We start from the raw sequence: 21,448 nt of genomic DNA, 5'->3' as shown, positions 1-21,448 counted from the left end.
CGGGCGCCCAAATTCTACGCGACCGTTGTCAGTCGTACTCGAAGAACCCCTCACCCGTCTTGCGTCCCAGCTGGCCGGCCGTCACTTTGCGACGGAGGAGCGGGCATGGGCGATACTTGTCGTCGCCCAGCTTCTCGTGCAGCACCTCCAGGATGTGCAGGCACACGTCCAGGCCGATGAAGTCTGCCAACGTGAGGGGCCCCATCGGGTGGTTCATGCCCAACTCCATCACCGTGTCGATGTCTTCCGGCTCGGCCACGCCCTCCATCACGCAGAAGACCGCCTCGTTGATCATGGGCATGAGAACCCGATTCGACACGAACCCGGGGTAGTCCTCCACCTCCACGGGATTCTTGTCCAGATTCTCCGCGACGCCGGCCACCACGTTGAACGTCGCGTCACTCGTGCGCTGCCCCCGCACCACCTCGACGAGCGTCATCACCGGCACCGGGTTGAAGAAGTGCATCCCGATCACCTGATCCGGTCGGGCGGTCTGGTCAGCAATCCAGGTAATCGAGATCGACGACGTGTTGGAGGCAAGAATGGCCTCGGCGGGCGCGTGTTGGTCGAGCATGCCGAAGACCTCCGCCTTCACGTCCTCTTCCTCAGGCACAGCCTCGACAACGAGATCGGCCGTGGCCACGCCCTCGGGCGTGTCGGGGGTGAACGAGAGTCGGTCGAGAGCGGCGGACTTCTCCTCCGGCGCGATGACGTCGTTGTCGACCTGGCGGGACAGGTTGCCCTCAATGGTCGACTGGGCATCGTCGAGCAACGACGCGTCGAGATCGATCAGGGTGGCGTCGTAGCCGTGGAGGGCGAAAACGTGAGCGATGCCATTGCCCATCGTGCCGGCCCCCACGACGGCGGTGGTGTGCACGGACATGCGAAGAACGGCGGGTCTGTGAGCAAGAACGCGTACACTTCAATCTAGGATCGCGTGGCCCACGTGTCGAGCCCCACACCACGAATTTCGGGTGGGAATCGGGCTCGGCCGACAAACGACGTTTTTTCCTCCCCGCCCCCAGGAAATCAGTGTTTGAAAACTCTTTTTGCAATAACGGATATTACCCCGCCGTATTCGGCCGGGCGGGGACTCTCTGGGAAGTCGCCGGCCCCGCAACGCCCGGCGCCGCTCCTCAGGTGCGGGGCGAGTCCGCAATGAGGACGTCCTCCATGCCCTCCGGCGCAAGGTTGTCGTTCGTCGTCCCCTGCGCGACATCGAGGGTCCGGGTTTTCGTCACGTCGTTGTCCTCGTCGACGTGCACCACGCGCGGATGATGCTCGCGGGCCTCCGAGGGGGTGAGCTCCGCGTACGCAATGACGATGACCTCGTCCCCCGGGGCCGCGAGCCGGGCCGCCGGGCCATTGAGACACACCGTGCGCTCCCCGGCGGCCCCCGGAATGGTGTAGGTCTCGAGCCGACTGCCGTTGTTCACGTTGACCACCTGCACCTTCTCGTACGGCAGGATGCCGGCCGTGTCCAGAAGCTCCCGGTCGACGGTGATCGACCCTTCGTAGTAGAGATCGGCCTCGGTAACGCGAAGCCGGTGGAGCTTCGCCCGGAGCATCTTGATGTCCATCGGTAGGGTGGGATTGAACGAGAAGAGCGCTACGGGCCGACCGATTATGAAGGGGAGGCCGGCACCTGGACGAACGTGTTGTCGATGAGGCGCGTGTCGCCGAAGAAGACCGCCACGGCGGCCAGCACCTCCTGCCCGGGAGCGAGGTGATCCACGGGCTGAAGGGTATGGGCGTCCACGAGTTCGGCGTATTGCACGTCCGCGTCAGGGGCCGCCGCGAGCGCATTTTCCATCGCTCCAACAACCGCTTCGGCGGCCTGTTCCCCCCCCTCAATCGCCTCCTCCGCGGCCGTGACGGCCTCGTAGAGAACGGTTGCCTGCTCGCGCTCGTCGGGATCGAGGTACTCGTTGCGGGAGGACTGTGCGAGGCCGTCGGGCTCGCGCACGGTGGGGACCCCCACAATGTCGATGTCGAAGAGCAGATCCTCCGCCAGGCGCTGGAGAATGACATACTGCTGCGCGTCCTTCTCGCCAAAGACCGCCACGTCGGGCTTGCAGGCGTGGAAGAGCTTGGTCACGACAGTGGTGACCCCGCGAAAGTGGTCCTCCCGGTGGGCCCCGCACAGGTGCTCGTCGAGCCGCACCATGTCGACCCACGCGAGGGGGCCGGGGAGGGCCTCGTCGTCGGAGTAGGGGTACATTTCCTCCACCGACGGGGCGAACAGTGTGTCCACGTCGAGCGCCCGGAGCGTCTCGCGGTCCCCCCCCAGGTCACGCGGATACGTGTCGTAGTCCTCGCCGGGCCCGAACTGAGTGGGGTTGACGAACACCGAAACCGTCACGTGATCGGCCGCCTCCAGGGCCCGGCGCACAAGGGCGAGGTGGCCATCGTGCAGGGCCCCCAGGGTGGGCACGAGGGCGAGGGTCTGTCCGTCGGCCCGGGCCGCGTCGGCGTGGGCCTGCATGGCGTCGACGGTGCGAATCAGTTCCATCGGCGGGCGTACTCGATTGGTGTGCGAGACTGGGACCGTAGCCGCTCGGCACTACGGAGCCACGCTCGTCAAGTTCGTGCCTCCCATCACCGCCGCAGCGGCCGCTTCCCTCCGTGCGGAGCAGATCCTGCGGCACCGGGTATCTGTTCGTGTATTTCGGTCCACAAAATTACGCCGGCCGCAATTATGCCCCAATCAATCGATGACATTCTCGGAGAACTCGACCAGGTTCTTGCTGAGTCGCGCCGGCAGCAGAGCCGCCTAGGCTATTTTGCGGCCCTCTATCGGGACGTCACCGCCCGGGTCAAAGCGGCCATCGAGGACGGCGCGTTCGACGACGCGGCCCGCATGGAACGACTCGACGTCCGCTTCGCGGAACGGTACCTCGACGCACTCGCGGCCCGCGGGACCGAGGACGGTCCGCCTCGGGCCTGGGCGCGGACGTTCGCGGCCGCCGAGCGGTGGCGGCCCCTCATCCTTCAGCACCTGCTCCTCGGCGTCAACGCGCACATCAACCTCGACCTCGGCATCGCTGCCGACGCGATCACGACCGAGGACTCGCTCCCGGCCCTGAAGGGCGACTTCGACCGGATCAATCAGATTCTCGGGGCCCTGATCGAGGACGTCCAGACACGGGTGGCGGCGGTGTCGCCGTGGATCGGAACGCTCGACCGGTTGGCGGGACAGGCCGACGAGGTCATCAGCAACGTCTGCCTCGTCCGGGCCCGCGAGGACGCGTGGGCCTTCGCCACGACCCTGGCCGGCCTCGACGCCGACGAGCGCGAAGACACCATCACAGCCAAGGACCGCGAGACGGCCCGGCGCACAGACAAAATTCTCCGACCGGGCGGGTCCTGGGCACTCCCACACCTCGTGTGGATTCGGCTGTGGGAGACCGACCCGGTCCCTGCCGTCCTCTCAACGTTGTCGCGCACAAGTCCGGTGGTGTAGCCGGAAACCGGCCTGTGCCCTAAAGACGGGCGGTCGTGGAGGTGCCGGGGGTGGGACTCGAACCCACACGGGACACAGGTCCCAACGGATTTTCGTACCACCACAACTTTCGTTGCTGGGGGCGTGGTCTGGACTTTCTCTTCACCGTGTCCGATCGGACGTAGGTGCTGCCCGTCAAGTCTCTGCACCTTCCCTGGATCGGGCTTGGCTCAGGGTTACCAGCCAAAAGGCTTCCCTGACGTTGAGCAGTTCTACGCGGGGCGTTTCCGCCCCCGCACTCACTTCGGTAAGTCCGTTGCGTCTGCCGATTCCGCCACCCCGGCAATTTGGAGCCTCATGTATAAGCACTCGACGGGATGTGGTTCGGAGCCACCGCCACAACGACCCCGTCGGACACCGGCCCGACACGCCTGTCCCCACACTCCGAGCCCCTCTACAAAACGGCGCACGCGCCAAAATCCATGCTCGGCGAGGGGCCCGATGACGGTGCAGAGTTCCCACTTCGTCGCGCCGCCCCTTCCGGGGCGTACGGGGGAATGACCGGCAGGACAGATGCCACATCCGAAGAATCGGCTGCCATCGGGGCCCCACTCCTTACGATGCCGTCACGTCCGGGCTCCTACGTCGTTGGTTCAGATCAATTTGAGAGGGCGTGAATTGTACGGTTGTTCGTTTCGGCGATTTCCCCAGTGGGTCCCCTGCTTTCTCCTCACAGCCCGAGCCGATGTCAAAACGCGGTGATGGAGCCCTCGATAGTCCCTCGCGGAATTCTGCCCGGTCTGAGGCGTCCTCTCCGGACCCGTCATTGGCCGAGCAGGCGGTCGAGGCCTTCGGGGTCGTTCAGCGGCGCGTCGATCGGGACGTCAGCCCCGAACGCCTCCGCGGGTTTCTTCAGGTGAAGACGGTGACCCCCGACACCATCCTGGGCCTGCTGGCGGACTACGGGCGCGCCCGGGGACTGGTTATGAAGCCGCAGTCTCTCTCCCCCTCCGATGTTCTAAAGGAGGCAGCCCCCGGCGATCTCGTTCTCCTGCCGGACCAGACTCTGGGGGCGGTCGAACAGACGCGCACCAGCGTCCTGGCCGTGCGCAGCTTCGGACGGGACGAGGTGCAGCGCGTGGGCCCGGAGGCCCTGGCCGGGCCGGACGGATCGGTGTCTCTCCTCCATATAGAGGGAGAAACCCCCCATTTCCTCGACAGCGAGCGCCGGTCCTCTTCGGGCTCGGACATCCGCTCCGCGGAGTACATCCACGACCCGCACGACCACCGCGAGAACATTGAGGAGACGTTCGCCAGTCTGCTGAGCCTGCTGAGCGACGAAGGCCAGGACCTCGTTACGGTGGCGGTCTACGCCGCGATGGTGGCGATCTTTTCGCTAACCGTGCCCCTCGCCTCGCAGGGCATCATCGACTCGGTGTCGCTGGGAACGTTCACCAACCAGATCGTGGTGCTCTGTGTCGCGATCACCGTGGGCCTGCTGCTCTACGGCGGCTTCGACATCCTGAAGTACTACACGGTGGACATGCTCCAGCGTCGTCTCTTCGCCTCCACGTCCATGGAGATGGCCTACCGGCTGCCCCTCATGAAGCGGTCCGAGCTGGAGGGCGAGTACGGGCCGGCCCTGGTCAACCGGTTCTTCGACGTCGTCTCCATGCAGAAGAGCCTGTCGAAGATTCTTCTGGACGGGATGGTGTACGCCCTCATTGCGCTGGTGAGCCTCGTCCTCCTCACGATCTACAGCTCCTTTTTTCTGATCGTTGGCCTGATGGCCGTCCTCTTTACCCCGGTCCTCATCTGGGGGCTGGGACGACGGGGCCTCCGCACGAGCATCGAGCAGTCCAGCTTCAAGTACGCCACGGCCCACTGGCTGGAGGACCTCGCCCGGTGCCAGCAGAGTTTTAAGCTGAACGGATCGCCGTCGTACGTACACGCCCGTACCGACCGGCTCGCCTCCGACTACGTCCGGGCCCGCGGCAACCACTTCCGGATCTTTGGGCGTCAGCTCGCGGCCGCGGCGGCCTTCCGGGCCATCATCGTGGGGCTCGCCCTCGGCATCGGGGGGTACCTGGTCACGCAGGGCGACATCACGCTCGGCCAGTTCGTCGCCGCGGAGCTCCTGATCGTGTACCTCACCAACAACGGCTTTAACCTGGTTCAGCTGTTCGCGTCCGGGTACGACCTGTTGACGGCAATCAGCAAGATCCTCCACGTGACCGAAAAACCGCTGGAGGAGGTCGGGGGCGAGGAGGTGCCCTCCGGATCCGGCCCCGCATCGCTCGGCCTGCACAACGTCACCGTCGGGTACGACGACGCCGCGCCGGCACTCAGCGACGTGTCCTTCGACGTGGCGCCGGGCGACCACCTGTGCATCGTTGGGGACAGTGGGGCCGGCAAGACCACCCTCACGCAGGCCCTCGTGCGGATGCACGACCTGGATCAGGGACAGATCACGTTCGACGGCCACGACATTGCGCGGCTCGATCCGCAGGCGTACCGGAGCGTGGTGGGCCTGGCCCTCTCCACCGACGAATTGTTTAAGGGCACGGTGGAAGAGAACATCACCATGGGGCGTTCGCTGAGCTACGCGGACGTGGAGCAGGCCCTTCGGCTGTCGTGCCTCGAGGACGCCATCCTGGAACTCTCCGATGGACTTCAGACCCCCATCACCTCCGCGGGACTCGGGCTGCCCCAGGGGATGGTGCGGCGCATCATGATTGCGCGGGCGGTGATCGGGGAGCCCCGACTGCTGATCCTCGACGAGCCGTTTAACGGCATCGAGAACCCGGTGAAGCGGAGCCTGGCCAATCGGCTGTACGGGCACGACGCGTGGACCATCGTCTCCGCGGCCGACGACAACCCGACGGCCGTGCGCCGGGCCGATCAGGTCCTCGTGCTGGAGCAGGGCCGGGTCGCATGGCGGGGGTCGGCCGACCAGCTTCCCGGCGAGTCCGACGACTTTCTGCGGCGGCACTTTCCTCGCCTCCTTTCGACGATGCAGGGGGAGGAGGTCCCGTCGTAGTGCCCCACGGTTCATTCGTCCCGTGGTCCCCCATGACGATGAGACGAACCCATAGTTTATCATCCCCTTCGGCCAGCCGACGCATTCCGCATGACCGCTGACCGGTCTGACCCAGACGCTTCCTCTTCCGACCCGCTGCCCCCTTCGCGGGGCCGGCAGTGGCTACAGCCCACGGCGGAGATGGACGCGCCCGAGAATTTGGGACGCACAAGCGCCCTCCGGGCGGCCCAATCCCCCAGAATCACGCGCTCGGTCCTCATTGGGTCGGCGGTTTTTCTCCTGGTCCTAGGGATTGCGCTAACGTTCATCCCGTGGCGGCAGACGGTTTCCGGCACTGGCGAGGTGACGGCGTACGCCCCAGAGGCCCGCCCGCGAACCGTCGAATCTCGGATCTCGGCCCGCATCGCCAACTGGCACGTCGTAGAGGGCGATGAGGTGACAGAGGGGGACACGATTGCGGTGCTCGAGGACCTGGGGTCGTCCTACCTGGACGACGAGTTTGCGGCCCGCGTGGCGGAACAGCGAACCAGCACACTCAACGGGCTGCGCCTGGAGGTGGAGCGGACGCGCCAAAAGCTCGCCCAAGCCCGCCAAAAACGTCGGTCCGCCGAGGAGAAGGTCAGCAACGCGGCCCTGGGCATCTCCACGGCCCGCACCCGGCTTGCCCGCACCGAGGACCTGCAGGACGACGGCATCTCGTCCGTTCGGGACGTGGAGACCGCCCGCCTCAAGTTTCAAAAGGCCCGGACCGACTCGGTGGCCGCCGCCGCGGACCTGGCGGCGGCGCGCCGGGCCGTCGAGTCGGCTCGCCTCAACGTAGAGCGCAAAGAGCGCAAGCTGGAGGCCAAGCAGGCCGCGCTCAACCGCAAGGTCGAAAACGCCCAGGAACGGACGTCGAACGCCATCGTCCGCGCCCCGATCGACGGAGCAGTGTCCAGCATCAACCGCGTGGGGCCGGGCCAGACGGTGAAAAAAGGAACCACCCTCGCGACGGTGGCCCCCGAGACGGACGACCGCGCCGCGGAGCTCTTTGTGAGCAGCATTGGCGCCTCCCTGATCGAGCCGGGCCGGCAGGTCCAACTCCAATTCTCCGGGTTTCCTGCCCTCCAATTTTCGGGGCTCCCCGACGCCTCCACCGGCACCTTTACGGGCACGGTCCGCTTCATCGACCCCGTGGGCGACGGCTCCGGGCGCTTCCGGATGCTCGTCGTTCCGGACACATCCGCCGACGATTCTCGCTGGCCCAGCCCCGAGTACCTCCGTCAGGGCGCCCCGGCCAAGGGCTCCGTCCTGCTCTCAAACGTATCGCTCGGGTACGAAATTTGGCGCCGCATGAACGGCCTCCCCCCACAGCTTTCTACCCAGCAGAACACGGCCCCGGCGAAGTAATCCGCCACGGGCCCCGCACTGTCCTGCACGCCACCTCTCCCACACTCCGGATGATCCCTCGCGTCCTCGCCCTTACCTTCGCCTTCGCCCTGGTCGGCGTGACGGCTCAGGCACAGCGCCCAGGGGAGCCCGATCCGAAGAACAACACGAGTGCCGCCGTCCCGTGCCGGTCGGCCGACGACTGCCCGGTGCTTACCCTCGACGACGTGCGCCGGCGGGTGCTGCGGACCAGCCCGTCCGCCCGGGCGAACCGACTCGAAGATCAGCGGGCGGCGGCGGAGGTGTTGAACGCTCGGGGGGGCTTTGAACCGGCGCTCGTGTCCGGCTATGAGTACAAGACCCAGGGCGGGAAAGACAAGCTAAACGTGCTGCGCAGCGGGGTCCGATGGCCCTTCGATCTGCCAGCGAGCCCGACCCTCAAGGTGGACTACCGCCGGGGGCTCGGCTCCAGCATCGACCCGTCGGTGAAAACCTCTCGGGTTGGGGAAACGCGGTTCGGCCTCTCATTCTCTCCCCTGGGGGGGTTCCGGACCGACAAGTCCCGTGCGGCCCTCGACAAGGCCCAGCTGGCCCCGCGGCGGGCCGACGCCCTGCAGGCAAGAAAACGAAACCAGTTGCTGTTGAAGGCCTCCAAGGCCTACTGGGACTGGGTCAAGGCCCGGCGGAGCTTGGACGTGAGCCACGATCTGCTCCAGTTGGCGGAGCGGCGCCAAGCCCTGGTGACGAAGGAAGCACGGGCCGGAGAAATCCCGGCTGTCGACAGCATCGACGCGGCCCGGACGACCGCGGACCGGCAGGCGACACTGGAGAAGGCCCGACGGACGGCACGCGAGAAGCGCATCCGGCTCGCCACGTTTTTGTGGGCGGAGGACGGCTCCCCCGCGTCGTTCCGGTACGCCGCCCCGGATCCGGACCTGCCCGCCTCCGTGGATACGCTCCGCCGGGCGGAGGCCGTGGAACTGGCCCGCACGCGCCGGCCCATGTTGCAGGTGATGGACCTCAAGCGACAGAAGACCCAGATCGAGCAGCGTCTCGCCCAGGAGCGTCTTCGCCCCAAGGTAAAGCTCGAAGCCCAGGCCGTGTCGTATACGGACAGTCCGCTCAATATCTCGGACGTCAAGGTCGGCGTCGAAGTCGATCAGCCGTTCTTTTTCCGGACCCAGCGCAGCAACGTGGAGCGGGCCGAGATTGACCTCCGCGACCTTGAATTGAAGCAGAAGGTCGCTCGACGGACGGTGCGCGCGGACATTGAGTCTGCCCTGGCCGCCCTGTCTCAGGCCCGCCGCCGGGCGCAATCGGCCCAGCGCAACGAACAACTTACACAGAAGCTACGGCGGGCGGAGCAGCGCCGCTTCGAGCAGGGGGAGGGCACCCTGTTCGTGCTCAACAAGCGGGAGCAGTCTCTGGCGAAGGCCCGGAAGCAGTCCATCGCCGCCAGGATCAGTGCCCTGAAGGCGTACGCGACCTACCAGTGGGCCACCGGTACCATCGGAGATCCGTACGTCAGTGCCGAATCTCGAAACGAAACAGGAGGCCTCGGGGGCGACTGATCTCCGGTGGTGCCCTCCGGTAGACAGCTTTTCGAGCAACGGCCGCCCGCCACGACCGCCGCGAAGAGTTCTCTTCTCATAGCCTCACCCCCATGACCCTGGCCTTCATCAGTCTCGTAGCCATCACCCTCGGCGTCGTGCTTGTTTTCGGCCTCGGCTTTGGCGCCATGTACATCTTTTGGACGCTGTTTCAGCCCCCCGAGACCCCAGAGGACTCCGACGAAAGGTAGAAGACAGGCCTCGGGGTTGCAGTGTGACGTGGAGGAAAACAGCAGAGCGCCTTCCAACACCGCCCCATGACGATCGGACGTAGGCGAAACCGTGGCAGCAATGCGGCTCTATCCGGCGCCGCACTCTTCGCAGATGTGGAAACCGCTGGACCTGTATTGCGAGCGGATGGGGCCCCGAGACGCAGTGGGCGACGCCGCAATGAACCGCTCAAATGGATCTTGTTGCGGAGCTACCAGGAGATGTGCCGACGGCCCATTGCACGAGATCCATGAGGTCACAGCGCTGGAAGCGGAGCGCCCTGAGCGTAAGCGAGGAAGTGTTCGTGGGGCGCGACCGAGTACTCGTCGGGGTGACCTCAGGCGTCTCGCCAAACAGGCCCTCAAGGGATATATTCCTTCACGTCAGGTCTCGTCGCCTTTCGCATCGTTGGTGTCGTCACAGACGGCGGCGGGATCGCGCTGTGTCTCTTCGTAGGTGACGGTCCGCCCTTTCGGAAACGTAATGTCCATCGTCTCTTCGTCGACCCGTTCCACCATCCACTCGGTTCCCTCACGAAAACGAATTTTGTCGTCTTCGTACTGAACCGACGAGGGATACATCATGCAATTCCCTTCTTCTCCCACCCGCCATGTTTCAATCCACTGGTCTTCGATGCGCAGGTACACCGTGTATTCTTCCCCCTCTCGTTGAAAGTCGTGCTTCAGCGTCTGCGCCCCAACGGTAGACACACCAAGGACCCCGAGCAGAATCACGAAAAGAGAGCTCCTGAAAATGCTCCTGAGAATGTTGTCCACAGCGGGGAGGGGGTTGGAAAGCATCAAAATCGGCGGACCCCTACGCGGGACGCCACGCAGGGAATCGGTGTCGGAAGCCGCCCTTAAATAGATGCACAGCGGAAATTATTGACTTCCAGTGTTGCGAAAAGCACGTATTTCGTAGTGAACCAAAGGGGGTGGTGTGTAGCAGTAACCAGGCACACGTTACGTCAGCAAAATTGCTCCAAGACGTTGACGAGATAATGTAACGCGCCTGGAAGCCATAGTTGATGCGAAAAATAGGGCGGCCCAAGAGCGTGTTTTGGGGCATGCCACCGAGGGCATGACCAGGTGCCTGCCCCAGGACGTACCGTCCGAACCCGTCACCCTACAGCACTCGCGTGAAATGTCCTCGGAGGGTGAATCCGGACCCGGTTGCGACCGTCCCTGTCTGCGCCCCCGGTTGGAGGTCACGCCTGGGGCAACAGAGGGGCGAGCCCGGACTTGCTACGGCACGGCGACGGGAAGCGGGAAGAATGGAGTCTGGAGGGGCCCCTCCGCCCGTCCAGGTCTCGCTCCGCCCGCCCTTACTCCTCGTCGGGCTGGATATGAAGTTCGCGCCGTTCGGTATCCACCTCAATACTGGGATCGTTGACCGACGTGAGGGCCGACCGTAGGCTCAGGTCAGGGCGCGGGAGCCCCCCCACTACGAGCGTCCAGAAGTCACCGTCGTAGCTACGGGGGTCGATGGCAGCAGCGCCGGTCGTGATGTCAACCTGCAGGGCCAGCCGCACGGTGCTCGTCTCGGCGTCTTGGTACGTGGTGGTGAACAAGTGCTCCTCGGTGCGGGTCGTCTCTACGCGGAGGTCGTCCCCCTCCTCCGAGGTGACAAAGCTCTCACCAACGGCGAGTTCAGTCGGCTCGTCGGGCATAAGGGACGGGGGAGTCATGAGGATTGATAAACACAGGCTAAAAGTGTAAGCACCAGCGAGACCGACTGAAAGGCCCGAATCAATTGACCGGACGACTCCACACGAGCAAAGCGATTAATGGGATCAGCTCACAGTCTTCTCTGCCGGTAGACACTGCCGTGAGTGGTGCTTTGAAAGATGAGGGATGAGGTGCGATTTCAAAGCATGAGACATCGGGACGCCCCCCAGAACGGAACCTCGCTCGTTCCCACCGATTCCCCCGGGTCCAATTCGCTGATCTCAGTCGAGCACCTTCAGCCTGCCCCTATGCCCCCGCCCGATTCTACCCTCGCTTCGTTACGCAGTCGGGCGCGCGACCTCCGACCCCGGGCTCACGTTCCGTTTTCTGAGGCCCCGTCAGCGGCCGTGCTCCTTCTGGACAACGGGCACTGGATCCCCGGTGTGCGCGTGGAAAGTGCCTCGTACTCGCTCACGATTCCCGCGCTGCAGAACGCATACACCACCGCCGTGGCCCTCGGGCGGGCCTCATCAATCGCCGCCTTCGTTTTGTCACGCCCCTTTCGACGAGAAGAGGCCCTTTACGTCGAAGAGCTGCCCCAGGGCCCGCTGGAACCCTGCGCCGACGATGCCTGGATTCGAGGGGCCGGGCACAATGGGACGCTCCCGACCATGGAGGCCCCTCTCTCGCCAGGCTTAGGGACGGCCATCGAGGAGGCGGACGAAGGCATTCAGGCCGTCCGCCGCGTGGCTGAGCGCGCCCATGTCCCCTCGTCCGGATACCCCGTCGGAGCCCTTCTCGACCCCCGAGATGGGCCCGTCGTGCCGGGGGTCAACGTGGAGCATCCAGACTGGGCCCGCATCCTCTGCGCCGAGCGCAACGCCCTGGGCACCGTCCAGTCGTACGCACTCCCATCCCCGCGCCGCCTCTACCTCACCTGCCACAATGACCCCGACGGCACGCCGTGCGGGGCCTGTCGGCAGCTCCTCGCGGAACTCGCCCCCGAGACGACGCTTTGGATGGATCGGCATAGCCCCCCCCATGAGCGCTCGAGTGTGTCGGCCTTGCTGCCGGGCTCGTTTCAGGGACAGGCCCTCCTTGACACCTCGTAAGTCCCCATCCCTGGTGCGCCCACCTCGAATGCCCTGGACGGCACAGGGCTTACAACTGCACCGCACCCGGTCCGCCACGAGTCCCACCCACGCGACCTGCCGCTCCTGTCCACCAGCCCGTCGGCGCAGGCTTCGCCACGGTCGGCGATTCACCCGAGTTGCCCTGCATGATCCTGTACGTTTTTCTCTTCTTCGTCGGCCTGTTGCTGCTGTACTTGGGGGCGGAGGGCCTCATCCAAGGTGCCTCCAGCATCGCACTCCAGTACGGCATCCGCCCCGTCATTGCGGGACTGACCGTCGTTGCCCTCGGGACCTCCATGCCCGAGTTTCTGGTGAACGTCTTTGCACTGATTTCGGGGGAGCCCCCCCTGGCGATCGGCAACATCATCGGCTCCAACATCAGCAATGTGGCGCTCATTCTAGGAATGTGCGCTATGGTGTTGCCCCTCACCGTCACCCCTGCGGTGCTGCGGCGCGAATACCCGGTAATGCTTGGCACGATGGTGCTGTTCTACCTCTGCGCCCTCGACGGGGTTATTGGGGCCCGCGACGGAATCCTAATGGTGGTGCTCCTCATCGGGCTCGGGATCTACGTCTTTTACGACGCGCAGCGCACCTCGAAGGGAACCGTCCTCGAAAGCATGGAGGGCGAGATCGACGCTGGCAGTCCTGAGTTTTCCTCTCTCACGAAGACTGTCTACGTGCTCGGTGGGATGGGCGGACTCACGCTCGGGGCCCACCTGATGGTCGACAATGCCCTGGCCATCTCGGATGTCTTGGACATCGACCACGTTGTGATCGGACTCACGGTGGTGGCGATCGGGACGAGCCTCCCCGAACTGGCGGCCTCTATGGTGGGCACCTTAAAGCAGGAGGTTGACATGACGGTGGGCAACGTCATTGGGAGCAATCTCTTGAACGTACTGTTCGTGGTGGGGACGCTCGCCATCGTGGAGCCCATCACGGTCGATCCCGAAACGATCCGAGTACACTTCCCTGTGATGTTGGGATTTTGTGCCCTGGTGGTGCCGCTGACCTGGTGGGATCAACAAATTACGCGAATCGAGGGGGCATTTATGGTGCTTGCCTTTCTGGGGTTCATGGTGTTCCTGTATGTTTGAGCGTCCCGCGCCCGCCCTCGCAGGGCCCCAGTCGATGGGGCCTCCGTTCCAGCTTTGGATTGACGCCGTCCAGATGCTCAGCGTGGCGGTCCTGACGGCTTGTCTGGGGGCGGTCGGCTCCGCACCACCAACGGAGGCCGCGCCCCTTGACAGCACGAGGACGGACAAATACTGGATCGTCCTGGCGGACCGCTCTCCGAGGGTCTCTTCTAGCGCCGACACATCCTGGACCCGCCCTGTGGCCCCTGCCTACCTCGGCCGTCTTCGTGCCCGCGGGGTGCAGCCCCTCGTTCGCAGCCGCTGGCTCCATGCCGTCTCCGCCCGGCTCTCACCTGACAAACGGGCCTCGGTGGCGGCGCTCCCGTTCGTCGAAGAAACGCGCCCGGTGGCCTCACTTCGCCCCCAGGGGCGGTCTTACAAAGCGGATCCTGACCATCCCCCCCTCGAGGTGGGAGCCGCAGAGGGCCCCCTGTCCCGCATCAACGCCCTCCCGCCGCTGGCCCGCGGACTCAGCGGACATGGCGTTCACGTGGGCTTTTTGGACGCAAACTACGCCGGCCTTCGTCACCCGGTGTTCTCTCGCCTGCGGATGAACAACCAGCTGGGGGGACTGCGCACCTTCACGACCGGCCAACAGGGCGGCAATCACGGCGCCGGCGTCGTGTCCGTGGCCGCGGGGTACGAACCGGGCTCGCTCGTGGGCCCGGCCTACGGGGCGACCGTGTGGGGAGCCACGACGGAATTTACCCAGTTTGAGCGCAACGTGGAGGAGGACCACTTCGTGGCGGGCCTCGAATGGCTCACGCGTCGTGGGGTCGATGTGGTCAACGTCTCAATCGGATACACCCGCTTCGACGACGGCCAACGCAGCTATTCGACTGACGACCTGGACGGGGACACAGCCCTCACCACACGGGCAGTCGACCGGGCCGCCCAGCAGGGCGTAACGGTGGTGGTGAGCGCCGGCAACAGCGGCTGCGCCGCCCCGGACGACTGCTGGTTCTACGTCAACACCCCCGCCGACGCCGACTCGGCCATCGCCGTGGGGGCCATCGCTCCCGACTCATCAGTGGCCTCCTTCAGCGCCCGTGGCCCCACCCCAGACGGGCGCCGCAAGCCGGACGTGGTCGTGCAGGGGCAGGAGGTGCCCGCCGCCTGGGAGAACGGCGGGTACGCCCGGGTTGGTGGCACCTCCTTCGCCAGCCCCCAGGTGACCGGAATCGTGGCGCAGATGCTACAGGTAAATCCTGCGCTGGGCCCGATGCAGGTCCGGCGGCTCCTACGACGGACCGCCTCGCAGGCCCACGCCCCCGATAGCACGCGCGGGTGGGGGATCGTGAACGCGGAGGCCGCCGTCCGCCACGCCGAATGGAAGGCCCGCCGCTCCCCCCCGCACACCCTGCAGGGATCGGCACCACACTCGCCCCCCAATGCTCACGCCCTGGTCTTCCCGGTCTCCGCCCCGGCCCAGACGGCCACCCTCCAGGCCACCCTGCGCACCCCGCTCGGCAAGCCGGTGCGCCACATTGAGCGGGTCGGGCATCCCGGCCCCAACCGGCTCGTCCTCGACGTGGACGGCCTCGCTCCCGGGCGATACCGGTACGTGGTGACCACCGACCAGGGCCACGAGGCCACCGGCTCCGTTACGATTTCCAAGTAAGTTCTCTGACGGCATGGCGTTCTCGTTCGGGTACTCCCCCTGGCTGCTGCTGCTCTGCCTGGCGGTGGCAGGGGGGCTCACGTACTGGACCTACCGGTCGACCGTCCCTTCGCTCTCTGCGAAGTGGCGTGTAGTGCTGGGGGGACTTCGCTTCCTCGCCCTCGCCCTCATCTGCTTTCTGCTGTTCGAGCCCGTTCTGCGTCAATTCCAGACGGCCGAGCAGCCCCCGGTCCTGGCCGTCCTCGTGGACGACAGCCAGAGCATGCAGGTGGTGGCGGCCGCCGACACCGCCTCGGCCCGCCCCGACGCGGTCCGCACCTCCATCCGGCCCGTCGTGGACGCCCTTCAGGACGAGACAATGCCGGGGACGGCACGCTTTTTCCGGGTCGGGGCGTCGTCGCAGGCCCTCTCCGGGTCGATCATCGACTCGCTCCGCTTTGACGGCGCCCGCACAGACCTCGCGAGCGGGCTACAGGCAGCCCCAGAGGACCTGCAGGACGAAAACCTGGACGGAATCGTGCTCGTCTCCGACGGGCAGCACAACACCGGGCAGAGCCCCCTGCGGGTGGCCGACCGGTCCCCCGTTCCCGTGCACACCGTCACCGTTGGCGACACCACCCGGCAGCGCGACCTCCGGGTCCAGAGCGTCACGACCAACGAACGGGCCTACCTTGATTCGTCGGTCCCCGTCCGGGTCGTCCTCAGCGTTTCGGACGGACCAGGCGCCCCGATCTCCGTCACCCTCGAGCAGTCCGGCCGTACGCTTGACGAGCGCCAGGTGCGCCTGCCAAACGGCACCGGCGAGGTGACGGCGGACCTCACGTTCGAGCCCGAGCAGGCCGGCCTCCAGCAGTTGACCGTGCGGGTGCCCGAACTGTCCGGCGAAGTGACCGCCCGCAACAACGCGCAGTCGGTGTCCCTCCGGGTCCTCGAAAGCAAACGGCAGGTGCTCGTGCTCGGCGCAGCGCCCTCCCCCAACATGAGCGCCCTTCGCCGCGTCTTCGAGCAGAATGCCGACACCGACGTCACCGCCCGCACGCCGACCCCCGAGGGGACGTTTTTGGAAGGCCCGCTGCCAGACGACCTGTCCGCCTTCGACGTGGTCGTCCTCGCAGGCTTCCCCAGTGCCCCCGTGCCCAACGACGTCGTAGAACGCATCGCCACACTCATCGACGACGGGACGCCCGCACTGTTCTTTCTGGACCCCCAAACGGACCTGACTGCGTGGACGGAGCACTTTTCAGAGGCCCTCCCCGCCCGTCCAGAGGCGACCACGAACCTTTCAGAGGCCTCCTTCAGCGTTCCGGAGAGGGCCCGGGAGCATCCGGTGTTTCGCATCGAGGAGGCCGAGGTGTCCCTGTTCGAGCGCCTTCCGCCCGTTCAGGCCCCGGCCTCCGCGTGGTCCCCCACGCCGGACGCCGAGGTCTTGGGGACCGCTGCCGCGACGGACGCTCCCGTGCTGGTCGTGCGTCGCCGCGCGGGCCAGCGAACCGCCGCGTTTCTCGGAACAGGGGTGTGGCGATGGACCCTCTTGCCGTCGGAGCTCGACGCAGCTGCCCCCCTTTGGCCCGGCCTCGCCTCCAACCTGCTCCGGTGGGTCAGCACCGAAGGCAACGACTCTCCGGTTCGTGTCCGTCCCACAGCCTCCACCTTCGGTGGAACCGAATCCGTGTCTTTCACCGGACAGGTATACGACCAGAGCATGCAGCCGGTGTCGGATGCCACCGTGGAGATGACGGTCACGGACTCCACTGGCACTGAGTACCCCTACACCATGGATCCCGTGGGACCGGGCCAGTACACGCTCGACATCGGGACCCTGCCGGAGGGGACGTACCAGTATGCCGCCACGGCGCGGCGCAGCGAGACGGAACTGGGCACCGACGAGGGCGAGTTCTCCGTCGCCCCTCTCCGGATCGAATACCAGGCCCCCCGCGCCGATCCCGTCTTCATGCGCCAGTTGGCCAACCGATCGGGCGGGACGGCCTATACGCCCGAAACGGTGGACCGTCTGTCTGGGGCCCTGTCCGGGCAGGACTCTTTTTCCAGCGAGGTCGTCCGGCAGTCGTCGGAGGCTGAACTCTGGCGCACGTCGCTCTTTTTGATCGCCATCCTCGTCCTGCTGGCCGGGGAATGGACGCTTCGAAAATACCTTGGACTCGCCTGACTGCTCTGCCGAATCTCTTTTCCGACCCACTCGTTAATTTGGTATAGCTGTTCTGTCTTTCCTGAACGGCCGACCGTCTATGCTACGTACGAGTCTCTCCGGCCCTGAATGCTCTCTACCCTCTCCCCCATCGACCGCTCGCATCTCCCCGACCCCATTGCCGACGTTGCCGACCAGGCCCAGTCGTTGGCCCAGGTGCTCGTGGGGGTGCGCCGCTACCTGCACCGGCATCCGGAGGTGGGCATGGAGGAGCACAACACGTCTCGCTTCATTCGAAAGACGCTGGAAGGGTACGGGCTCGACGTGCACGGCCCGATCGCCGGCACGGGGCTGTACGTCGACATCGAAGGCGAAGGGGCCGGCGGGGCCGTGGGCTACCGGGCCGACATCGATGCCCTCCCCACGCAGGACCAGAAGCAGGTGCCCTACCGCTCGCAGACCCCCAACGTGGCGCACCTCTGCGGCCACGACGCCCACACGGCCATCGCCATCGGGGTCGCGTTGGTCCTTCACAACAACCGCGACCTCTTGCGGGGACGGGCCCGGGTCTTTTTCCAGCCAAACGAAGAAGGGCTCCCGAGCGGCGCGCCCCTCATGATTCGGGGCGGCATCCTTGAAGGACTCGACGCCGTCTACGCGGTGCACGTCGACCCCACCCTGGAGGTGGGGCGCTACGGCCTCATCACTGGTCCTGCGACGGCTTCTTCCGATCGGTTTGAGGTTCGAATCCGCCAGGAAGGAACGGGGCACTCGGCCCGCCCCCACGAGGGGGCCGACACCGTGTGGATCGCTTCACAGCTGATGAACCAGTTTTATCAGCTTTCCGGCCGCATCACCGACCCCCGCACCCCGAGCGTCTTGACCGTCACCATGCTCGACGGCAGTGAGGCGCACAATGTCATTCCGGAGCAGGCCGCCCTCGGGGGCACCCTGCGTACCGTCTCCCCGAACGACCGCGAAGCCCTCCGCACTCATATGCGCCAGACGGCCAAACAGATGGGGGCGCTCCACAACGTGCACGTGGAGCTGGACTTTGAGGACGGCTCGCCCCCCGTCATCAACGACGAGACGACCATCGAGAACGTTGAGGCCACCATTCGGGACGAATTTGGGGAGGAGGCGATCCACCAGATTTCGGAGTCGAGCATGGGGGGCGAAGACTTTGCCCACTACCTGAAGCACGTCCCCGGCGGCTTCGTTCGGGTTGGCACCGCGTCCGGGCCGGAGACCAGCTACCCCCTCCACCACCACCGGTTCGACCTCGACGAGACCCCCCTCGCGCCCACGGCTCGCCTCATGGCTCGGGTGCTCATACACCACCTCGATCGGGCAGTCTCGGAGGACACCACCGCCAGTGCCCCGGACCTCACGTCATCGGACAATGGGACCCCCGAGACAACCCGGTGACCTCCATCTGGGCTTGACCAGCGCCCACCCTTTTGTTAGGTTGGATTCAAACCTCTCAAAGAGGACGCTTTTCTTCTGGTCTGGCTCCCCGTGGATCCATGCGTCCGCTTCTCTGGGGCACCGCCATCCTCTTGGGGCTCGGAACCCTCCTCAGCCCCCGATCCGTCCCTGCCCAGCCGGCGCCCGGCGACGTGGTGATCAACGAGATCCTGTACGCCCCGTCGCCCTCTACGAATGAGTTTGTGGAGCTCTACAATCGGACCGGTGCCCCCGTTGCGCTCGACGACCTCGCCTTCGCGGACGCCAACCGGTCGTACGAGCCGGTGACGACTGCTGACACCACGCTCGGGGGCGGGGCTTACGTCGTGCTGGTGCGCGATCCAGAGGCCTTCACGGCCGCCTTCCCAGCCGCCCCCTTCCTGGCGCCGGGTGGATGGCCGACCCTCAACAACGGGGGCGACACGGTCTATCTCCGCCATGCCCCCTCCGGTACGCCCCTCGATTCTGTGCCGTACGACCCGTCGTGGGGAGGAAGCAACGGCCAATCCCTGGAACGGATCGACCCGGGAGGGCCGTCCGGCACCGAGAAGAATTTTGCGTCATCGGAGGCTCCGTCTGGTGCGACCCCCGGTGCCCAAAACAGCGTGTACGCCCCGGACGAGACCCCACCATCCCTCGCCCGTGCCACTCCCACTCAACGGGGAGACTCGCTGACGGTGGTCTTTTCCGAACCCGTAGCCCCCACCACCGTCGCCCCCAGCGCGTTCCAGTTCGACTCGGTCGGGACTCCCTCCATTGTCGCAACGCAAGTCGACGACGACGTTCCGACGCAGGTTCATTGCGCGTTGTCGGACTCCCTCTCCACCGGCGAGTACGTTCTCGTTGCGACCGGGGTCGCCGATCCGCGCGGCAACGTGCAGGACGAAGACACCGTCTCGTTCTCCTATGTCATCCCTGACACCCCGGTCCCCGGCGACGTGGTGGTCTCCGAACTCCTGTACGCCCCCTCGCCCGCGTCGAACGAGTTTATCGAATTGTACAACCGCTCAGACAAGACCCTCGACCTGGGCGCCTTCCGCTACGCCGACGAGGCCCGAGACTTTGCCCCGGCCGCCCCGCCGCTAACGCCGTTCCGCCCCGGCCAGTATGTCGTGCTCGTGCGGGACGAGGACGCGTTCACTGACGCCCATCCCGGTGTGGAGTTCATTGCTCCGGAAGGGTGGGACGCCCTCAACAACGGCGGGGACACGGTCATCCTGCGTCACGCCCCCTCCGACACCGAGATCGACGCCGTGCCCTTTGCCCCATCATGGGGGGGTCGCGACGGCCGGTCACTGGAGCGGATCGACCCGCGCGGCCCTTCGGACGACGCCTCGAATTTCGCCTCGTCGACCGCCCCAAACGGGGCAACGCCCGGCGCGCAGAACAGTCGCTACGCGCCCGACACGGTGCCCCCGCACCCCACATTTGCCGAACAGGTAGATTCCCTGACCGCCACGGTCACCTTCAATGAGCCGATTCGGGCCGTGAGCATCCGGCCGGAGGCGTTCCAGCTCGATGGATCCACGGTCGTGGACACCCACGTTCGGGCCGACAGCGTCGTGCGCCTGTCGCTCGCGGAGGCCCCGATGGCCGAGGCCATCGTCGTCACCGATGTGCGCGACCGGGTGGGCAATCGGCTCAACCGGGCCTCTCTCCCCTTCGCCCGGCGTCCCCGCCCCGGCACCTTGGTCATCAATGAGCTCATGTTTGATCCGTTGGCCGACGACTTTGACAATCGGCCCAACCAGGTCGAATACGTAGAGCTTCGAAGTCTCGCCGACCATCCCCTGACCCTCAACGGACTTATGCTGACCGACCGGCCCACTGAGAACGGCACGGCGGATACGCTCCGGGTCGGACAGCGACAGCGGCTCGCGCCCGGTGGATTCGCCATCGTGGCGGCCGCCCCGGAAGGCGCCGCCTCTCCCCAATCGTCTCAGTTGGCCGCCGCCTTTCCCAACGCACCGCTGAGGTCGGACTCGGTGCGCTACCTTCCCCGGCGTGGCTCCACGCTGGGCCTTCGGAACGACGGCGACCGCGTTCGGGTGCACCGCCGCGACAACGCCGTCGTTGCAGATGTCTCCTACACACCAGACTGGCACACCGCCGGCCTTGCGGACCCGACAGGCACTGCACTGGAACGCATCAGCCCGACCGCCGAGGCTCGTGGGACCGACAACTGGACGAGCAGTACGGCGCCTGCGGGCGGCACACCGGGGGCCCCGAACGACGTGTCGCTAGCCCCCCCAGACGACGCGCCCGACGCCCCCGGGGTCGACATCCGCCCCAGTCCCTTCTCCGTTGAGCGGGACGGAGCCACCCGCATCCAATACACCCTGTCCGGCCGCCCGAGCCTTGTCCGGGTCCGGATTTTCGATGCCCGAGGCCGCCGCGTGCGCACCCTCGAACAGGCACGGCTCTCGGGCCGCAGTGACGAACTGGTGTGGAACGGGCGCGACGATGCGGGCGATCGGGTACGCGTCGGCCCCTACGTGGTCCTGCTGGAAGCCGTACAGGCCGAGGGCGGCACCACCACTGAACTCAAAGAGACGGTTGTGGTGGCCCGCCCCCTGAACTGACTCACAGCCGGTCGCTCTCATCC

Annotated in this window: 16 protein-coding genes; 11 read left to right on the top strand and 5 right to left on the bottom strand. The window is 66.0% G+C overall.

All coding sequences use genetic code 11. The features are described 5' to 3' along the window. Positions 1-28: 28 nt before the first annotated feature. The 3 genes from V5A20_RS00335 to panC form a co-directional block, all read right to left on the bottom strand. On the bottom strand, positions 29-883 hold the full coding sequence (locus tag V5A20_RS00335) for a 3-hydroxyacyl-CoA dehydrogenase family protein (RefSeq protein WP_332314385.1): 855 nt from the start codon (positions 881-883) through the stop codon (positions 29-31). 253 nt (positions 884-1,136) lie between these two features. Next, positions 1,137-1,580: an aspartate 1-decarboxylase gene (gene panD, locus V5A20_RS00330; protein ID WP_332314384.1), complete on the bottom strand. Its 444-nt coding sequence runs from the start codon at positions 1,578-1,580 to the stop codon at positions 1,137-1,139. A gap of 44 nt (positions 1,581-1,624) precedes the next feature. Then, on the bottom strand, positions 1,625-2,512 hold the full coding sequence (panC, locus tag V5A20_RS00325) for a pantoate--beta-alanine ligase (protein WP_332326509.1): 888 nt from the start codon (positions 2,510-2,512) through the stop codon (positions 1,625-1,627). 186 nt (positions 2,513-2,698) lie between these two features. Between panC and V5A20_RS00320 the strand changes: the two genes are divergently transcribed. The 5 genes from V5A20_RS00320 to V5A20_RS00300 all read left to right on the top strand — a co-directional run bounded on the left by V5A20_RS00320 (position 2,699) and on the right by V5A20_RS00300 (position 9,651). After that, the gene (locus V5A20_RS00320; RefSeq protein ID WP_332314382.1) at positions 2,699-3,463 is read left to right on the top strand and encodes a DUF5995 family protein; all 765 of its coding nucleotides are present in this window, start codon (positions 2,699-2,701) and stop codon (positions 3,461-3,463) included. A gap of 724 nt (positions 3,464-4,187) precedes the next feature. Continuing rightward, positions 4,188-6,482, top strand: a complete 2,295-nt coding sequence (locus tag V5A20_RS00315; protein WP_332326508.1) for a peptidase domain-containing ABC transporter — start codon at positions 4,188-4,190, stop codon at positions 6,480-6,482. A 90-nt stretch (positions 6,483-6,572) separates the two neighbouring features. After that, positions 6,573-7,871, top strand: coding sequence for an HlyD family secretion protein (locus V5A20_RS00310; RefSeq protein WP_332314380.1), 1,299 nt, complete (start codon positions 6,573-6,575; stop codon positions 7,869-7,871). Positions 7,872-7,921: 50 nt separating this feature from the next. Next, positions 7,922-9,421, top strand: coding sequence for a TolC family protein (locus tag V5A20_RS00305; protein ID WP_332326507.1), 1,500 nt, complete (start codon positions 7,922-7,924; stop codon positions 9,419-9,421). Positions 9,422-9,513: 92 nt separating this feature from the next. Further along, on the top strand, positions 9,514-9,651 hold the full coding sequence (locus tag V5A20_RS00300; protein ID WP_332314378.1) for a hypothetical protein: 138 nt from the start codon (positions 9,514-9,516) through the stop codon (positions 9,649-9,651). A 402-nt stretch (positions 9,652-10,053) separates the two neighbouring features. On the opposite strand, the gene V5A20_RS00295 is transcribed toward V5A20_RS00300, so the two are convergent. Then, positions 10,054-10,380 carry a hypothetical protein gene (locus tag V5A20_RS00295; protein WP_332314377.1) on the bottom strand — a complete coding sequence of 109 codons (327 nt, stop codon included), beginning with the start codon at positions 10,378-10,380 and terminating at the stop codon, positions 10,054-10,056. Positions 10,381-10,994: 614 nt separating this feature from the next. Then, the gene (locus V5A20_RS00290) at positions 10,995-11,339 is read right to left on the bottom strand and encodes a hypothetical protein (protein ID WP_332314376.1); all 345 of its coding nucleotides are present in this window, start codon (positions 11,337-11,339) and stop codon (positions 10,995-10,997) included. 306 nt (positions 11,340-11,645) lie between these two features. On the opposite strand from V5A20_RS00290, the gene V5A20_RS00285 reads away from it, so the two are divergent. The 6 genes from V5A20_RS00285 (at position 11,646) to V5A20_RS00260 (ending at position 21,425) form a co-directional block, all read left to right on the top strand. Continuing rightward, positions 11,646-12,449, top strand: coding sequence for a cytidine deaminase (locus V5A20_RS00285; protein WP_442978373.1), 804 nt, complete (start codon positions 11,646-11,648; stop codon positions 12,447-12,449). A 167-nt stretch (positions 12,450-12,616) separates the two neighbouring features. Then, a complete protein-coding gene (locus V5A20_RS00280; protein WP_332326506.1) occupies positions 12,617-13,570 on the top strand; it encodes a calcium/sodium antiporter in 954 nt (317 codons plus the stop codon). Continuing rightward, the gene (locus V5A20_RS00275) at positions 13,563-15,230 is read left to right on the top strand and encodes a S8 family serine peptidase (protein ID WP_332326505.1); all 1,668 of its coding nucleotides are present in this window, start codon (positions 13,563-13,565) and stop codon (positions 15,228-15,230) included. Before V5A20_RS00280 ends, V5A20_RS00275 begins: the two co-directional genes overlap by 8 nt. Before the next feature lie 13 nt (positions 15,231-15,243). Next, positions 15,244-17,397: a hypothetical protein gene (locus V5A20_RS00270; RefSeq protein WP_332326504.1), complete on the top strand. Its 2,154-nt coding sequence runs from the start codon at positions 15,244-15,246 to the stop codon at positions 17,395-17,397. Positions 17,398-17,505: 108 nt separating this feature from the next. Further along, a complete protein-coding gene (locus V5A20_RS00265; protein WP_332314371.1) occupies positions 17,506-18,804 on the top strand; it encodes a M20 family metallopeptidase in 1,299 nt (432 codons plus the stop codon). Between the two features lie 98 nt (positions 18,805-18,902). Further along, positions 18,903-21,425: a lamin tail domain-containing protein gene (locus tag V5A20_RS00260; RefSeq protein WP_332326503.1), complete on the top strand. Its 2,523-nt coding sequence runs from the start codon at positions 18,903-18,905 to the stop codon at positions 21,423-21,425. Positions 21,426-21,448 lie beyond the last annotated feature (23 nt).

It is taken from the genome of Salinibacter sp. (genome assembly GCF_036626415.1).
In the GTDB taxonomy this organism is placed as follows: domain Bacteria; phylum Bacteroidota; class Rhodothermia; order Rhodothermales; family Salinibacteraceae; genus Salinibacter.
The sequence above is the reverse complement of the archived record's forward strand: the minus strand, read 5'-3'. Positions and strand labels throughout refer to the sequence as shown.

Coding starts and splice junctions, on each gene's coding strand:
- V5A20_RS00320 (WP_332314382.1), top strand. CDS start 2,699: ATGCCCCAATCAATCGATGACATTCTCGGAGAACTCGACCAGGTTCTT.
- V5A20_RS00265 (WP_332314371.1), top strand. CDS start 17,506: ATGCTCTCTACCCTCTCCCCCATCGACCGCTCGCATCTCCCCGACCCC.
- V5A20_RS00260 (WP_332326503.1), top strand. CDS start 18,903: ATGCGTCCGCTTCTCTGGGGCACCGCCATCCTCTTGGGGCTCGGAACC.
- V5A20_RS00310 (WP_332314380.1), top strand. CDS start 6,573: ATGACCGCTGACCGGTCTGACCCAGACGCTTCCTCTTCCGACCCGCTG.
- panD (WP_332314384.1), bottom strand. CDS start 1,580: ATGGACATCAAGATGCTCCGGGCGAAGCTCCACCGGCTTCGCGTTACC.
- V5A20_RS00270 (WP_332326504.1), top strand. CDS start 15,244: ATGGCGTTCTCGTTCGGGTACTCCCCCTGGCTGCTGCTGCTCTGCCTG.
- V5A20_RS00290 (WP_332314376.1), bottom strand. CDS start 11,339: ATGCCCGACGAGCCGACTGAACTCGCCGTTGGTGAGAGCTTTGTCACC.
- V5A20_RS00275 (WP_332326505.1), top strand. CDS start 13,563: ATGTTTGAGCGTCCCGCGCCCGCCCTCGCAGGGCCCCAGTCGATGGGG.
- V5A20_RS00335 (WP_332314385.1), bottom strand. CDS start 883: ATGTCCGTGCACACCACCGCCGTCGTGGGGGCCGGCACGATGGGCAAT.
- V5A20_RS00300 (WP_332314378.1), top strand. CDS start 9,514: ATGACCCTGGCCTTCATCAGTCTCGTAGCCATCACCCTCGGCGTCGTG.
- V5A20_RS00305 (WP_332326507.1), top strand. CDS start 7,922: ATGATCCCTCGCGTCCTCGCCCTTACCTTCGCCTTCGCCCTGGTCGGC.
- V5A20_RS00285 (WP_442978373.1), top strand. CDS start 11,646: ATGCCCCCGCCCGATTCTACCCTCGCTTCGTTACGCAGTCGGGCGCGC.
- V5A20_RS00315 (WP_332326508.1), top strand. CDS start 4,188: ATGTCAAAACGCGGTGATGGAGCCCTCGATAGTCCCTCGCGGAATTCT.
- V5A20_RS00280 (WP_332326506.1), top strand. CDS start 12,617: ATGATCCTGTACGTTTTTCTCTTCTTCGTCGGCCTGTTGCTGCTGTAC.
- panC (WP_332326509.1), bottom strand. CDS start 2,512: ATGGAACTGATTCGCACCGTCGACGCCATGCAGGCCCACGCCGACGCG.